At 52.8% G+C, this 15,049-nt stretch carries 12 protein-coding genes and 1 pseudogene; 1 reads left to right on the top strand and 12 read right to left on the bottom strand.

Translation table 11 applies throughout. From position 1 onward, the window contains the following. Nucleotides 1-30 precede the first annotated feature (30 nt). From ACEPLT_RS20310 to ACEPLT_RS20295, 4 genes are all read right to left on the bottom strand, one after another. Nucleotides 31-1,056 (bottom strand): amino acid ABC transporter substrate-binding protein, encoded by a 1,026-nt coding sequence (locus ACEPLT_RS20310; protein WP_021242295.1) that lies wholly within the window; start codon nt 1,054-1,056, stop codon nt 31-33. 473 nt (nt 1,057-1,529) lie between these two features. Continuing rightward, nucleotides 1,530-1,751 carry a lipoprotein gene (locus tag ACEPLT_RS20305; protein ID WP_008502867.1) on the bottom strand — a complete coding sequence of 74 codons (222 nt, stop codon included), beginning with the start codon at nt 1,749-1,751 and terminating at the stop codon, nt 1,530-1,532. Between the two features lie 304 nt (nt 1,752-2,055). Further along, a complete protein-coding gene (locus ACEPLT_RS20300) occupies nt 2,056-5,169 on the bottom strand; it encodes an efflux RND transporter permease subunit (RefSeq protein ID WP_023294691.1) in 3,114 nt (1,037 codons plus the stop codon). 11 nt (nt 5,170-5,180) lie between these two features. Beyond that, the gene (locus ACEPLT_RS20295) at nt 5,181-6,320 is read right to left on the bottom strand and encodes an efflux RND transporter periplasmic adaptor subunit (RefSeq protein WP_045372042.1); all 1,140 of its coding nucleotides are present in this window, start codon (nt 6,318-6,320) and stop codon (nt 5,181-5,183) included. A 388-nt stretch (nt 6,321-6,708) separates the two neighbouring features. Here ACEPLT_RS20295 and envR point away from each other — a divergent pair, with 388 nt between their 5' ends. Next, complete coding sequence (envR, locus tag ACEPLT_RS20290) at nt 6,709-7,428, top strand: acrEF/envCD operon transcriptional regulator (RefSeq protein WP_008502864.1); 720 nt, start codon at nt 6,709-6,711, stop codon at nt 7,426-7,428. On the opposite strand, the pseudogene ACEPLT_RS20285 reads toward envR, so the two are convergent. The 8 genes and pseudogenes from ACEPLT_RS20285 to ACEPLT_RS20250 form a co-directional block, all read right to left on the bottom strand. Continuing rightward, nucleotides 7,344-9,424: pseudogene (locus ACEPLT_RS20285) on the bottom strand (putative bifunctional diguanylate cyclase/phosphodiesterase). The gene envR and the pseudogene ACEPLT_RS20285 overlap by 85 nt on opposite strands. Before the next feature lie 138 nt (nt 9,425-9,562). Beyond that, nucleotides 9,563-9,727, bottom strand: coding sequence for a DUF2556 family protein (locus ACEPLT_RS20280; RefSeq protein WP_008502862.1), 165 nt, complete (start codon nt 9,725-9,727; stop codon nt 9,563-9,565). Nucleotides 9,728-9,904: 177 nt separating this feature from the next. Then, nucleotides 9,905-10,201 carry a DNA-binding transcriptional regulator Fis gene (gene fis, locus ACEPLT_RS20275; protein ID WP_000462905.1) on the bottom strand — a complete coding sequence of 99 codons (297 nt, stop codon included), beginning with the start codon at nt 10,199-10,201 and terminating at the stop codon, nt 9,905-9,907. A gap of 23 nt (nt 10,202-10,224) precedes the next feature. Further along, nucleotides 10,225-11,190 carry a tRNA dihydrouridine synthase DusB gene (gene dusB, locus ACEPLT_RS20270; protein ID WP_008502861.1) on the bottom strand — a complete coding sequence of 322 codons (966 nt, stop codon included), beginning with the start codon at nt 11,188-11,190 and terminating at the stop codon, nt 10,225-10,227. Nucleotides 11,191-11,520: 330 nt separating this feature from the next. Continuing rightward, entirely contained in the window at nt 11,521-12,261 is a 741-nt protein-coding gene (locus ACEPLT_RS20265; RefSeq protein ID WP_021242291.1) for a carbonic anhydrase, read from the bottom strand. Between the two features lie 127 nt (nt 12,262-12,388). Continuing rightward, complete coding sequence (prmA, locus tag ACEPLT_RS20260; RefSeq protein WP_232927489.1) at nt 12,389-13,270, bottom strand: 50S ribosomal protein L11 methyltransferase; 882 nt, start codon at nt 13,268-13,270, stop codon at nt 12,389-12,391. 11 nt (nt 13,271-13,281) lie between these two features. Beyond that, complete coding sequence (gene panF / locus ACEPLT_RS20255) at nt 13,282-14,733, bottom strand: sodium/pantothenate symporter (RefSeq protein ID WP_008502858.1); 1,452 nt, start codon at nt 14,731-14,733, stop codon at nt 13,282-13,284. Then, complete coding sequence (locus ACEPLT_RS20250; RefSeq protein WP_232927488.1) at nt 14,723-14,965, bottom strand: YhdT family protein; 243 nt, start codon at nt 14,963-14,965, stop codon at nt 14,723-14,725. Before ACEPLT_RS20250 ends, panF begins: the two co-directional genes overlap by 11 nt. Nucleotides 14,966-15,049 lie beyond the last annotated feature (84 nt).

Here is a 15,049-nt window from a genome sequence, read left to right as displayed (position 1 = left end):
TGCATGAGCAGTGCCCGTTACAGCTATGACTTAACGTACTGGTGGCGCGTACTGAATACCGCCGTTGTTCCAGAGATTGTTCTGGCCGCGTTTGATCTTCAGCGGGCTTTCCGATCCCACGTTGCGTTCAAAGATCTCCGAGTAGTTGCCCACCTGTTTGATGATGTTGTAAGCCCATTTATTATCCAGCTTCAGATCTTTGCCGAAATCACCTTCTTTACCGAGCAGGTGCGCCATATCCGGATTAGATGGGTTAGCCGCTTTCTCATCCACGTTTTTCGAGTTGATGCCCATCTCTTCTGCGTTCAGCATGGCAAACAGCGTCCAGCGAACAATAGAGAACCAGTCTTCATCGCCGCGACGAACGACAGGGCCGAGAGGTTCTTTGGAGATCACTTCAGGCAGGACAATCCACTCTGCCGGATTGCTCAGCTTAATGCGTAAGGCATACAGCTGTGACTGGTCAGAAGCCAGCGTGTCGCAACGGCCGGATTCCAGCGCTTTAGCCGACTCATCCGAGCGGTCAAATGTCACTGGCGTGTATTTCATGTTATTTGCTTTGAAATAATCGGCGACATTCAGCTCGGTATCGGTGCCCGCCTGAATACAAACGGTCGCACCATCCAGCTCTTTGGCGCTTTTCAGGCCTGCTTTATTGTGGGTCAGGAAGCCGATCCCGTCATAATAGGTCACGCCCGTAAATGACATCCCCATACCCGCGTCGCGGGAGGAGGTCCAGGTGGTATTACGGGAGAGCATGTCAACCTCGCCGGACTGCAGTGCCGTAAAGCGTTCTTTCGCCGTCAGCGGGGTATATTTTACCTTGCTGTCATCGCCAAAAACGGCGGCGGCAACACCGCGGCAGACATCTACATCAATACCGGTAAATTTGCCGTTCGCATCGGCATAAGAGAAGCCAGGCAAACCGTCACTGATACCACATTGAACAAAACCTTTCTTTTTAACGGCATCCAGTGTCGTTCCCGCATGGGCTTGACCGGCTACGGCAAACATCATGCCTGCAGCGGCCAGGCTGGCTATCATCGTCTTTTTCATAATGCTTCCTGTGTGGCGAAATTTATCGTTATAGAGGCGTTTTTAAACGCTTTACCTGTCTGTGGCTTTGGCCAACGTTTATAAAGCAAACGTAATGCCAGTTTTGCGTTCGGCAAAATAAGAGATGAGTGAACGCTTAATGCTGAGTGTAGACAGGCTTAAATAAAACGAGCGCCCTGAAACGGTGCGAAATTACAACCTGTGCCACAAATTGGAGCAAAAGTTTTGAGTCGCGCCAGAAAAAAGAAGAGATAGTTTCCAGAGTGAATATTGGCAGGATATTCAATAATATTAATGTGTGAAAATCATCACAATAGAACAGGTAATTTAAAAAAGTGTACGAAAAAGATGTGACTGGCTTCAGGCTGAAATGAAAGGCACGAATAAATACGGGGCTATTTTTTTACTTCTTTGAAAATAGTGCACTGATTAAAAGCAAAAGCGCGGCCAGAGCCGCGCTTTCTTAACTGATGTTACTTCGTCAGGGCAACAATACCCAGCGTCAAGCCCGCCACTGCGGCAGCGCCGCCAGCGATCGCACCTGCTGTTTCCCAGTTGTCCTGGGTGGTGCCTTTCATACAGGTATTGGTATGAACCAGTCGGCCCTGGTCGTCGTAAACCGGTACACATGGAGAGTCGTGCGCGCAACCAGCAAGCAGCGCAGCGAGTAGTGCAACGGAAATGAATCTTTTCATGATGTTACCTCAGTATTATTTCTCGTCCGCTATAAAGCCAGGAGGGCAATTAACGAACTGGAGGTTATTTTACCACCGGGGTAAGTCCGCGTTACACGAGGAATAATCTCAAATTATGTAGTTTGTAAAAATCGTGGAGAAAAATCGATTTCCGGACGAATTAATGGAGACATTATGAAGGGGTAAGAGAGTGTTTTTACTTAATGCAAATCACTGTATTTTTAACATAGCTTTTGCTTAATGCCTAATTCATTGTTTATGTTAAAAATAAAAAAGGCACCAGAGGTGCCTTTTTAGGGAAATGTTAATCTTTATGGCGGGTAAAGCGTCGACGAACAACCACAAAGAAGACGGGCACGAAGAAAATCGCCAGAAGCGTTGCGGAAAGCATTCCCCCCATCACACCCGTACCGACGGCGTTTTGCGCACCGCTCCCGGCTCCGGTACTGATCACCAGCGGCATGACGCCAAGGATAAAGGCCAGGGAGGTCATCAGGATCGGTCGAAGGCGCATCCTTGACGCTTCAAGCGTAGCTTCAATGATGCCTTTACCTTCTTTCTCCATCAGGTCTTTAGCAAATTCGACGATCAGGATGGCGTTTTTCGCCGACAGACCAATTGTGGTCAGCAGGCCGACCTGGAAATAGACGTCATTGTTTAACCCGCGCAGCGAGGCTGCGAGAAGGGCCCCGATGACCCCCAACGGCACAACCAGCATAACGGAGAACGGAATGGACCAGCTTTCATACAGCGCTGCCAGACACAGGAACACCACGATCAGTGAAATGGCGTACAGTGCAGGCGCCTGGTTACCCGAAAGTCGCTCCTGGTAAGACATTCCCGTCCAGTCATAACCGATGCCGGAAGGCAATTTTGCCGCGAGGCTTTCCATCATAGCCATGGCCTCACCGGTACTTTTACCCGGGGCTGATTCGCCGAGGATCTCCATCGAAGGCATTCCGTTGTAGCGCTCCAGACGAGGTGAACCATAAACCCAGTGAGCGTTGCTAAAGGCTGAGAACGGCACCATTTCCCCGTTCGCGCTGCGCACATAAAGGTTGTTAATATCCCCTGGCAACATACGGAATTTCGCGTCGGCCTGTACATAGACTTTTTTCACGCGGCCATGATCGATAAAGTCATTCACATAGGTGCCCCCTAAGGCCGTCGAAATCGTCTGGTTGACGTCAGAAAGACTGACGCCCAGCGCCTGTGCTTTCTCCTGATCGACATCCAGTTTGAACTGAGGCGTATCTTCAAGACCGTTTGGACGTACGCGCACCAGCAGGTCAGGATGCTCTTTCACCATGCCGAGCAACTGGTTACGCGCCTGCGTCAGCTGGGTATGCCCCAGGTTAGCCTGATCGATAAGTTCAAAGTCGAAGCCCGTTGCGGTACCTAACTCAATAATAGCGGGCAGGTTAAACGGGAATACAAGGCCGTCTTTAATCTGGCTGAAAGCTTTTGTCGCGCGACCCACAATAGCTTCAACGCCATTTTCCGCCCCAGGACGCTCTTCCCAGGGCTTCAGGCTGATGAAGGCAATACCGGAGTTCTGACCCTGGCCGCTAAAGCTAAAGCCGTTTACGGTAAAGACGGATTCAACATTTGCTTTCTCTTTGTTCAGGTAGTAGTCCTGAACCTGGTCGAGAACCTGCTGAGTACGCGTCTGGGTTGCACCTGCGGGGAGTTGAACCATTGTCATAAACACCCCCTGATCCTCTTCGGGGAGGAAGGAGGTCGGTAAGCGCAGGAAGAGCACCGCCATTCCACCGACAATAATGACGTACACCAACAGATAGCGTCCGGTCTTGCGCAAGATACCGCTCACGCTGTTACTGTAGTGCTCAACGCTCTTATCAAAGAGCGCATTAAACCAGCCGAAGAAACCCCCTTTTTTCTCATGATGATCGGCTGAAACAGGCTTAAGCAACGTTGCACAGAGCGCTGGCGTCAGGATTAGCGCAACCAGTACTGACAATGCCATAGCGGAAACGATAGTTAGCGAGAACTGGCGATAGATCGCCCCCGTCGAGCCGCCAAAAAAGGCCATCGGGATAAAGACCGCCGAGAGCACCATGGCGATCCCCACCAGTGCCCCCTGGATCTGTCCCATCGATTTCTGCGTAGCCTCTTTCGGCGGCAGCTTGTCCTCGACCATGACGCGTTCAACGTTCTCAACGACCACGATAGCGTCATCAACCAGCAGACCTATCGCCAGCACCATGCCGAACATTGTCAGGGTATTGATGGAGAAACCGAACGCCGCCAGAACCGCGAAGGTACCCAGCAGAACGACCGGAACCGCGATAGTCGGGATGAGCGTTGCCCGCAGGTTTTGCAGGAACAGGTACATAACCAGGAAGACGAGAATAATCGCTTCAAACAGGGTCTTCACCACTTCGTGGATGGAGATTTTCACAAACGGTGTGGTGTCATAGGGGTAGACGACTTTTAGCCCCTGCGGGAAGAACGGCTGCAGTTGTGCCAGCTTGCTCTTGATGGCTGCCGCTGTATCCAGCGCATTTGCCCCTGTTGCCAGCTTAATCCCCAGGCCGGTTGCCGCCTGCCCGTTGATTTTTGTCACCATGTTGTAGTTTTCGCCACCCAGCTCAATGCGAGCCACATCCTTCAGATGCACCATCGAGCCGTCCTGGTTCACCTTGAGCGTCACGCGGCCAAACTCTTCCGGTGATTTCAGGCGGGTTTGCGCGATGATCGAGGCATTCAGCTGCTGTCCTGGGATGGATGGCGTCCCGCCCAACTGGCCTGCCGCTATCTGGTCGTTCTGCGTTTTCAGCTGGTTGATAATATCCAGCGGCGTCAGCTGGTATTTGTTCATCGCATTGCTGTCGAGCCAGATACGCATCGCATACTGGGCGCCAAACAGCTGCACGTCACCGACGCCAGACGTTCGGCTGATGGCATCTTTGACGTTCGAGGCGACATAGTCGGAGATGTCATTCTGCGTGAGGTTTTTGTTGTCTGAAACAAAACCGGCGACCAGCAGGAAGCTACTGCTGGACTTCTCAACGCCAATCCCTTGCTGCTGCACCTCTTGCGGCAGCAGCGGCATGGCGAGCTGTAGCTTGTTCTGCACCTGCACCTGGGCGATGTCCGGATCGGTTCCGGACTCGAAGGTCAGGGTGATGGTGACGTTACCCGCTGAATCGCTGGTGGAGGACATATACATCAGGTTATCGATACCGTTCATGTTCTGTTCGATAACCTGGGTCACGGTATCCTGCACCGTTTGAGCATCTGCTCCCGGGTAGGTCGCGGATATCGCCACGGCGGGAGGCGCAATGGTCGGATACTGTGCGACGGGAAGTTTGAGAATGGCTAGCCCACCAGCAATCATCAAAATGATGGCAAGTACCCAGGCGAAAACCGGTCTCTGAATAAAGAAATTAGCCATGTCGTCGTCCCTTAACTGGCTGGAGCGGTGGTGGTATCAGGCGTGGCGACGACGGTTACGCCCGGTCTGACCTTTTGTAGCCCGCTAACAATCACGCGGTCACCGTTTTTCAGCCCTTCCGTCACCAGCCAGCGGTCGCCAATCGCCTGAGGCGCAACGACGGTGCGAGACTCAACCTGATTTTTATCGTTCACCACCATCACGGTGGCATCGCCTCGCGGCGTACGAGTCACGCCTTGCTGGGGAACCAGAATCGCATCCGGCTGCGTACCTTCATCAATCCGGGCGCGAACGAACATACCCGGTAACAGCAGATGTTGAGGATTCGGGAAAATGGCGCGCAGGGTAATCGAGCCGGTACTTTGATCCACCGTGACGTCTGAGAACTGCAATGTGCCTTTCAGCGGATAGGGCTGCCCGTTCTCCATCAGTAGCTCAACGCTGCTGGCGGTATCGCCTTTTTGCAGGCTCGTCTGCTTCAGGCGCAAAAAATCATTACTGGACTGGGTGACATCGACATACATCGGATCAAGCTGCTGAACCGTTGCCAGCGCCGCTGCCTGCCCGTTGGTGACCAGCGCCCCTTCCGTTACGCTGGATTTGCCGATGCGACCATCAACGGGCGATGTCACTTTGGTATAGGCAAGGTTGATGCGCGCGCTTTCAACGCCTGCTTTGGCGGCGACGACGCTGGCGTCTGCCTGCTGGGCCGTGGCCACGGCCTGGTCATACTCCTGCTTGCTGACATACTGTGTACCGACCAGCGGGAGATAACGTTTCACCGTCAGGTGAGCAATATTGGCCGCCGCCTGGGCCTTCGCCAGCTCGCCTTTGGCGTTGTCGTAAGCCGCCTGATAGGTTGCAGGATCAATCTGGTAAAGCGAATCTCCAGCTTTTACATCGCTGCCCTCCGTGAAGTTGCGACGCAGGATAATACCGCTAACCTGCGGACGAACCTCTGCAACGCGGAACGCATCTGTTCTGCCCGGGAGTTCAGTGGTGACAGCCAGCGGTGCGCTTTTCACAATATGCACAGTGACCTGGGGAGCCTGCGGATGTTGTTGTTGGTTTTCCTGGCCATCGCATCCTGAGAGCAGCACAGCGCAGACAATGAAACCGGCTAAGGGTAAGCGTCTGAAATGATTCGTCATTACTGTTCCTTTAAATACCCGGTAACCGATATTTAGCGTGAATCGGTAGCAGGGGCAGCGGGATAAAAAAATAAAATGTAGCTGCGTATAATAATGAGGGTATTTAATGTTTTTTAATTTATAAGTGCGAATGGCAAGGTCTGAGCAGAAAAATCAGAATCAGACTCGGTTTATTTCTCGGTCTTCTTCCGGCAAGCTAATCAGTTAAATAGCGCTTTATGTGCCTCATTTATTCATGACATGAATTTAAACTTAAATATGTATTTAGCTAAACTATAAATTAAGAAGATTGACTTTTTTTGTGCAAAACTAAAACGGGAATTGGTGAATACTTTCTTTCTCCTGACCTGTGTTACGTATAAACTTTGTGAGTAGCGAGTCGTTGTCTATGGCGCGGAAAAAGAAAGAAGAAGCTCAACAAACCCGGCAGCAGTTGATTGAGGCGGCTATCGGGCAGTTTGCGACGCGTGGCGTAGCCAACACCACGCTGACGGACATCGCGGATGCTGCAAATGTGACGCGCGGTGCAATCTATTGGCACTTCACCAGTAAAGCTGAAATATTTAATGCCATCTGGGAGCAGCAATTACCGCTTCGCGACATTATTCGCGACAGGCTTTCCCTTTCCGAAGGTGATGATCCATTGTTAATACTTCGTGAGCAATTTATTACTGCGTTGCAGTATATTGCGCGTGAGCCTCGACAATGTGCACTTTTACAAATTCTGTATCATAAATGTGAATTTAGCAGTGACATGATTTCAGAGAGAGACATCAGAAAACGGATTGGATTCAATTATGACACGCTGCGTGCCTCGCTGGAGGCCTGTATTTCACGTAACATCATTTCGCCAAAGGTAAATGTTGATCTGACCTTGATCGTATTCCACGGCTTTTTTAGCGGAATAATTAAAAACTGGTTAATGAATAACGAAAGTTTCAATCTTTATCAGCAGGCGCCCGCCCTGGTCGATAGCATTCTGGCGACACTCCCTGTCATTCGCGTATCGCCTCATGATGATGCTTACAGCCCTGCGCCAGGTAGCATCTCCCCTCGCGCACAAAGCGCCTCTATGGTTTGCGCGCTGACGGGTTTACCTAACAGATAACCCTGAAGGGTGTTGCAACCCAACTCGGTCAAAAAGGCCTGCTGTGCTTCGGTTTCTACGCCTTCAGCCACGACTTTCAGATTGAGTGTTTTGGCGAGGGCCACAATCGCTGAGACAATGGTGGCATCCTCGCTTTCTCCGCTGAGCTCTTTCACGAACGCCCTGTCGATTTTCAATTCACAGGCGGGTAAGCGTTTGAGGTACAGCAGGCTTGAATAGCCGGTGCCAAAATCATCAATGGAGGCCTTTACGCCCGCTTTCGTCAGCTCTGTCAGCACCCGTACACTTTCATCCGGGTTGCTCATGGCCGTGGTTTCCGTCACCTCCAGGATCAACATTTCTGGTGGCACATGATGAAGTGCCAGGCAGTTGAGAACCGTGTTGACCAGCGAAGGCTGTTCAAACTGCAGCGTCGACAGGTTTACTGCCATTGACCAGCTTTGATGTCCCTGAAGATGCCATTCACGCAGCTGGCGACAGGCTTCATTAATTACCCAGTTGCCGATAGGGATAATCAGCCCCGTTTTCTCCGCCAGCGGCAGGAAAAGGTCCGGGGTCAGTAACCCCTGCTTAGGATGCTGCCAGCGCAATAACGCCTCAAATCCAAGGAGAGGGCCGGCGGGGGCGTGAAATTTTGGCTGATACAGCAGGCGGAGTTCATTGCGATCGATCGCCATCCACAGATCGTTCATTAACTGAAGGTGGGTCTGCGCCAGCGTATTCATCGAGGGCTGGAAAAAGTGGTAACCGTTCCGGCCCATATGCTTGGTATGGTACATCGCCGCATCGGCGTTAAACATGAGCTCACGTTCGGTTTTGCCGTCGTGAGGATACAGCGCGATCCCAATGCAGAGGGTGACCATCAGTTCATAGTGGTCGAGGTTGAACGGGCTATCGATCGCGCGCACCAGCGAATTCGCCAGCGATGCCGCATCGTCCGGGCCTTCCCCCTCAGCCAGCAGAACAAACTCATCACCGCCGATACGTGCCAGGGTGAACTGGCCCTTCAGGAGATGCAGCAGGCGCTCCGTTACGGCAATCAGCAGCTTGTCACCGACATCATGGCGTAAGCGTCATTGATGGCTTTAAAGCCGTCGAGATCCATGAACATCAGGGCAAAATGGGTCCCCTCGCGATCGGCTTTGCTGATGGCCTGATCGAGTCGGTCTTCCAGCAGGATACGGTTGGGCAGCCGCGTCAGGGTATCGTGCAGGGCCAGCTGTGCGAGTTCCCGGTTAGCTTCTGCAAGGGACGAGGCCAGAAGGGCGGTACGCGCCTGAAGGCGGGCGTCCAGCATTGATACCAACAGGGTAATCCCAAGAATAGAGAGCGCGACAACGCTCACCAGCACCGCCAGCCAGCTCCCGTTAATACCCTCATGGTGAACCATTGTGGACATCGGAAACTGTGCGGCTTTCATCCCGGCGTAGTGCATCCCGGCAATGGCTATGCCCATGGTGATGGCGGCCCCCGTGCGCATCAGCACGACCTGCGCGGCGTCGTGACGCAGGCGGAAGGTCAGCCACAATGCCGCGAGTGAAGCGGCAAGCGCAATGGCGACCGAAATGGCCATCCAGGCCTTGTCCCAGATTATCCCGGGCATCACTTCCAGCGCGGCCATGCCGGTGTAATGCATGGCAACAATACCGCTTCCCATCACCAGCGCACCGGGCAGCAGACGGCGCAAGCGTAATTGATCGCAGCTCACGAGCCAGAGCGCGAACAGTGACGACCCGACGGCGATGACCATGGATAACACCGTCAGGCTGGCGTTGTAGCTCATGCTCATGGAGAGATCCATCGCCAGCATGCCGATAAAATGCATGGCCCACACGCCGATGCCCATTGCAATACCGCCGCCAGCCAGCCAGACGCGAGCAGCGACACCCTCACTCCCGGCGACACGTGCCGCCATATTCAGTGCGGTATACGCGGCAAGGATGGCAACAACAAAGGAGAGGACAACAAGGATATGGTTGTATTGGCTGACCAGCATGGACGGTTCTACTCGAGTGTGGGGTTACGCTAGAGCGGTTGAGAAGGGCGAGACATTATCACCGTCGGGTAATGGCTCAAAGGGATTTAAATCCCCGTTTTTAGTAGGTAATCACGGGGAGTTTGCGCAATCAGGCGGCTAGTCGAGCTCTGAACAGTTTACGAGTTTCAGGGGATTCACGGAGTTCATATTGCGACACTTATCGGTTTCGGTGCTCATCAGTTCAATCCACTGCATCAGAAGTGCATCGAAAATCAAAACGGAGATTGCAAAAACAACCAGCCACCAGTATTTACGAATCATTGTGTCATTCCGCGAGAAGAGCGCCAGTAAAGTGGGGGAAATATACACCAAAAGCGGCGGTTTTAAAGCGGGATAAGTGAAGGTTTACAAAGCGTTGACGGAGTGAAGCAGGGAATAAAAAAGGCGCTTCCCCATGCCGAAGAGCGCCTTTTTAAACAAGCATTTAACTGATTAGTATCAGTTCATGCCGTATTTTTTCAGTTTCTTACGCAGAGTACCACGGTTGATACCCATCATCAGCGCAGCGCGGGTTTGGTTACCGCGGGTGTATTGCATCACCATGTCCAACAGTGGCTGTTCAACTTCAGCCAGTACCAGCTCATACAGGTCATTAACATCCTGACCGTTCAGTTGAGCAAAATAGTTCTTCAGTGCCTGTTTAACCGAGTCACGCAGGGGCTTTTGAGTTACCTGATCCTGAGAGTTAACGGTAGAAACGGTCAGTACGTCAGAATTTACGCGTTGTTCGAACATAGTTCTGTCAGCTCTTTATTTCATTACGCAAGATTTTCGAAGTATGCCTCCAACGCCTCCAGCTGTTCGCTGGCATCCTCAATGGCGTTGAATGTGCGCCGAAACTGGTCATCTGGAGCGTGCTCCTGGAGATACCAGGAAACGTGTTTACGCGCAATTCGGTACCCTTTCGCCTGACCGTAGTGGTCATGCAGTTCCCGAACATGCGAACAAAGCAAGCGCTTAACCTCTGCCAGAGGCAGGGGAGCAAGCAGCTCTCCAGTGTCCAGATAATGCTGGATTTCCCGAAAGATCCAGGGTCTTCCCTGAGCGGCACGTCCTATCATCAGAGCATCAGCTCCCGTATAGTCGAGCACCGCTCTGGCTTTAAGCGGGTCAGTTATGTCGCCATTCGCGATAATCGGAATGGAAACTTTCTGCTTAACTGCCCGAATGCTGTCGTATTCAGCTTCACCGTTGAACAAACAGGCGCGCGTGCGTCCATGAATGGTCAGGGCCTGAATGCCACAGTCTTCGGCCAGTTGGGCAATCTCTACACAGTTACGGTGTTCCGGCGACCAACCCGTGCGAATCTTTAACGTAACAGGAACGTCCACTGCGCTGACAACCGCCGTCAGGATAGCTTTCACCTGGTCGGGGTATTGCAGAAGGGCTGAACCTGCAAGCTTGCGATTCACTTTTTTGGCCGGGCACCCCATATTGATATCAATAATCTGGGCACCACTTTCCACGTTGATACGCGCGGCATCTGCCATCTCTTCAGGCACGCTTCCGGCAATTTGCACGGTGCGAATACCGGGTTCATCAATGTGCACCATCCGAAGGCGGGATTTATCGCTTTCCCAAACCTGCGGGTTAGACGACATCATCTCGGATACGGTTAAACCGGCTCCCATCTCATAGCACAGCGTCCTGAACGGCCGGTCGGTAATACCTGCCATAGGGGCTGCGATCAGGCGATTTCTAAGCTGGTGGTGTCCGATGCGCATGAGTTAAGAAATGACCATACTGTGACTGCAAGGCGGCGTATATTACGCATTTTTTGCACGAGATGAAAGGCCAAACTTTGAACAATCCACTGTTGTAGATCAAGGAATCGCCGCTCAATCTTTCCGTTAAGAATTATTCACTATTTAAATCATTGTGTTAGACAGGAATGGCTATTTTATGAGCGCTTACAATTTCCCGTAACTTCTCATCATTTCTGAATAAATGGCCTACCTGAACGGGATAATCTGCTGTTTTTAGCAGCAGATTTTCCCTCTTCTTTGCGATCTGCGTCGCATTTTAGAACATGATCTTAAGCCTCAGAATGGGCGTTATTCGACCACAACGCGCCCATGCAGAGACTGTACCGGGCGGTTATTATCGTGATGCATGGTATGGGTAAATTTCTCAAGCTGTTCTGCTGAGACGGTTAACGGCTGTTTGAGTACGATCCAGGTGACCCCTTCAGAACACGGTGGCGTGGTCAGAGATCCGCTAAAGCGCCAGTAGGTTTTCACCTTCGGCAGCAGCTTGTTCAGGTTGAGATCCTTCTCAATGGAGACGTTCTGTTCAGCCTGCTGCGGCATTACGCTCCACAGCTTATCCAGCTCCGGATTCGCAGCCCCTTTATCAAACATGACGGCTACCACGGTCAGCTCACCCGCGCTGTTTTTATGTACCAGATGCATCTCCATCGCGTACTTCTTGCCGTGCACGGTGTTTTCGCTTGGTGCATGGAAGTGGAACTGCTGGAGCGTCCAGGTTTGCTTGTCCAGAGTGATGGTGTCACGGGTGTCAGCCTGTTCGCTAGCCTGAATGGTATGGCCATTATTGGTCAGCGTTACAGGACCATCAATGTAGTGTGTTTGCAGCGGGGAGAGATGGGCGTTAGCGGTCGAATCAATATTTATCGGAGACTGGTTCATCCCGCTCTGGCAGGTCTTGTAGGCCTCGTCCAGTTCACCCCAGTGTTCCGGTGAACCTTCCCCTTCATAGCCCCAGTGTGATGCGAATGCTGAAGCCGAAACCATGCTCAGCGCAAACAGCGCTGCCTTGCCTGTAATGTGTTTCATCATATTCTTCCGGTGAATTTTTTAATACAAATCAACATGATTTGTGTGGTTATTTTACCGAAGAATGGCAGAGGGAGAGAGGATTATCAGAGGAAGAGGGGCGTGGTCAGAGGACCACGCCAAATGCTTATTTTTTACGACCGGTAATACGACACCACTCTTCTTTCTCCACCACCGGGTCGAGAGCGAAAAGATCGGCGTAGGCTTCACACACGCTGTCTGCCTGGCTTGCCAGGATACCCGAAAGTCCCAGCAGACCGCCCTCAACGGGCAGCACGCTGATTAACGGAGCCAGCTCGCGCAATGGGCCCGCCAGAATGTTTGCAACCACCACATCGGCTTTCATGGCTTCTGGCTGCGCATCCGGCAGATACAGCTCCAGTCGATCGGAAACGCCGTTGCGCTCGGCGTTGTCGCGACTGGCCTGAATGGCCTGCGGATCGATATCGATCCCGATAGCTTTTGCCGCGCCCAGTTTCAGGGCGGCAATCGCAAGGATCCCGGATCCACAGCCGAAGTCGATCACCGTCTTACCATCCAGATCGAGGCCATCCAGCCACTGCAGGCAAAGGGAGGTCGTTGGATGGGTGCCGGTACCAAACGCCAGACCCGGATCGAGCATGACGTTAACCGCGTTTTCATCAGGAACCTCGCGCCAGCTTGGGCAGATCCACAGACGTTTGCCGAACTGCATCGGGTGGAAGTTATCCATCCATTCGCGTTCCCAGTCTTTGTCTTCCAGCTGTTCGATTTTGTGCGCAAAGCCCGCGCCCAGCAGAGGGTGGTTTTTCAGAATCGCGACGACCTCTTTCATGTCGGTTTCAGCATCGAACAGGCCAATCACGTCGGTATCGCCCCACAGGCGGGTTTCGCCCGGCAGCGGTTCAAAGACCGGCGTGTCATGCGTGTCCTGGAAGGTGATAGAGACCGAGCCGGCCTCCATCAGCGCATCGCTCAGCTCTTCGGCGTTCGCGCCGGTTGTATTCAGTTTTAGTTGGATCCACGGCATGGCAAAACTCTTTATTTATCAGTAGAAATCATAGCGGGCTGTGGGACGGGCTGACCGAAACGGTTCCCCACCACAAACGCCAGTAAACTTAGCAGTAACGAAGGCACAATCGGATGGAAGCCCAGGTACTGAATCTTAAACGTTGCGAGGACGGCGTACAGCACGCCGCCAACAATCATCGCGCTCAGCGCACCGGCAGCATTTGCGCGTTCCCAGTAGAGCCCTAACACCAGCGGCCACAGGAATACCGCCTCAAGCCCACCAAATGCCAGCAGGTTCAGCCAGATGATCATCTCCGGCGGGCGCCATGCGGCTAACAGCAGCAACGCGCCTAGCACCAGCGTAATCACCGCCGACATATGCTTCAGGCGACGTTCATTTTCAACCTGTTCAGGGCGCAGGTTCAGATAGAGATCTTTAATGATCGTAGCGGAACTTTGCAGTAACTGAGCGTTGATGGTCGACATAATGGCGGCCATTGGCGCAGCGAGGAAAATCCCGGCGGCAAAGGGGGGCAGCACTTTGACCATCAGCGTCGGGATCACCAGATCCGGCACGGTAAGATCGGGGATTACCGCGCGCCCTAATGCCCCCGCCAGATGCATACCAAACATCAGGACAGCGACCACAATCGTCCCGATGATGATGCCCTTGTGAACGGCTTTGCTGTCTTTATAGGAGATACAGCGCACGGCGGTATGCGGCAGACCAATTACTCCGAAGCAGACTAACACCCAGAATGAGGTCATAAAGGTCGGAGAGAGGATATCATCTGCGCCCTGCGGCGAGACCAGTTTCGGGTCAATCGCTTCCAGGGTTTCCACCGCGTGAGTGAGTCCACCCGCCGCATGGACAATCCCCACCAGCAGAACGATCGTACCGATGAGCATCACCATTCCCTGCAGCGTATCGTTCAGCACGCTGGCGCGGAATCCGCCAAACGCAGTATAGAGCGCGATGCTTACCCCGAAGATGATGAGGCCTGTCTCGTAAGGGATGCCGGCCGCCGTTTCCAGCAGACGCGCACCGCCGATAAACTGTACGGTCATCGCACCGATAAACGCCACCAGCAGGCTCAAGCTCGCCAGCCACACCAGCAAGCGGCTCTGGTAACGGGCAAAGAGCATATCGTTGAGCGTCACGGCATTGTAACGGCGCGCCAGAATGGCAAATTTTTTACCCAGTATGCCCAGCGAGAGCCAGACGGCAGGCAGTTGGATCATCGCCAGCAAAACCCAGCCTAACCCGTATTTGTAGGCCGCACCGGGGCCGCCAATAAACGAGCTGGCGCTGATATAGGTCGCGGTCAGCGTCATTGCCAGCACAACGCCGCCCATCGAACGGCTGCCGAGGAAATACTCGTTCAGAAAGGCACCGGTCGTTCTTTTGCGCATGGCGTAAATGGACAATCCAAATACGACCAGCAGGTAAGCGACAAGCGGCAGAATGACTTCAAGCTGCATCATCGTCCTCCAGCGGAATATCCCGGTAGATAAATTTCACCATTGCCCAGCACAGCAGGATAAACACCAGCGGAACCAGCAGGCAGGCCAATTCGAACCAGTGCGGCAGGCCGGTGATGCCAATAGCAGAGTCTGGTAAGTAAGCGGTTACTAACCATGTAGCAAGATAGAGAAGGGTCAGCCACAGCGCCCAGCGCGCTTCTTTATGGGCCTGAACAAAACGTTTGTCCATTTTTTGTCCCTTGTGGATGAAGAAAGCGGGGATTGTACATGATGAGGCTTTCCAGGCCCCAGAAATAAAAAAGGCCGGATAATC

The sequence above is a fragment of the Enterobacter sp. fkY84-1 genome, assembly GCF_052974705.1.
Note: the sequence above shows the minus strand (reverse complement) of the source record. Positions and strands in the feature narration are given on the sequence as shown.

What these genes read in the sequence shown, in the direction of transcription:
- ACEPLT_RS20310 (WP_021242295.1), bottom strand. Translation starts at nt 1,056, where the DNA reads ATGAAAAAGACGATGATAGCCAGCCTGGCCGCTGCAGGCATGATGTTT.
- ACEPLT_RS20305 (WP_008502867.1), bottom strand. Translation starts at nt 1,751, where the DNA reads ATGAAAAGATTCATTTCCGTTGCACTACTCGCTGCGCTGCTTGCTGGT.
- ACEPLT_RS20300 (WP_023294691.1), bottom strand. Translation starts at nt 5,169, where the DNA reads ATGGCTAATTTCTTTATTCAGAGACCGGTTTTCGCCTGGGTACTTGCC.
- ACEPLT_RS20295 (WP_045372042.1), bottom strand. Translation starts at nt 6,320, where the DNA reads ATGACGAATCATTTCAGACGCTTACCCTTAGCCGGTTTCATTGTCTGC.
- envR (WP_008502864.1), top strand. Translation starts at nt 6,709, where the DNA reads ATGGCGCGGAAAAAGAAAGAAGAAGCTCAACAAACCCGGCAGCAGTTG.
- ACEPLT_RS20280 (WP_008502862.1), bottom strand. Translation starts at nt 9,727, where the DNA reads ATGATTCGTAAATACTGGTGGCTGGTTGTTTTTGCAATCTCCGTTTTG.
- fis (WP_000462905.1), bottom strand. Translation starts at nt 10,201, where the DNA reads ATGTTCGAACAACGCGTAAATTCTGACGTACTGACCGTTTCTACCGTT.
- dusB (WP_008502861.1), bottom strand. Translation starts at nt 11,190, where the DNA reads ATGCGCATCGGACACCACCAGCTTAGAAATCGCCTGATCGCAGCCCCT.
- ACEPLT_RS20265 (WP_021242291.1), bottom strand. Translation starts at nt 12,261, where the DNA reads ATGAAACACATTACAGGCAAGGCAGCGCTGTTTGCGCTGAGCATGGTT.
- prmA (WP_232927489.1), bottom strand. Translation starts at nt 13,270, where the DNA reads ATGCCGTGGATCCAACTAAAACTGAATACAACCGGCGCGAACGCCGAA.
- panF (WP_008502858.1), bottom strand. Translation starts at nt 14,733, where the DNA reads ATGCAGCTTGAAGTCATTCTGCCGCTTGTCGCTTACCTGCTGGTCGTA.
- ACEPLT_RS20250 (WP_232927488.1), bottom strand. Translation starts at nt 14,965, where the DNA reads ATGGACAAACGTTTTGTTCAGGCCCATAAAGAAGCGCGCTGGGCGCTG.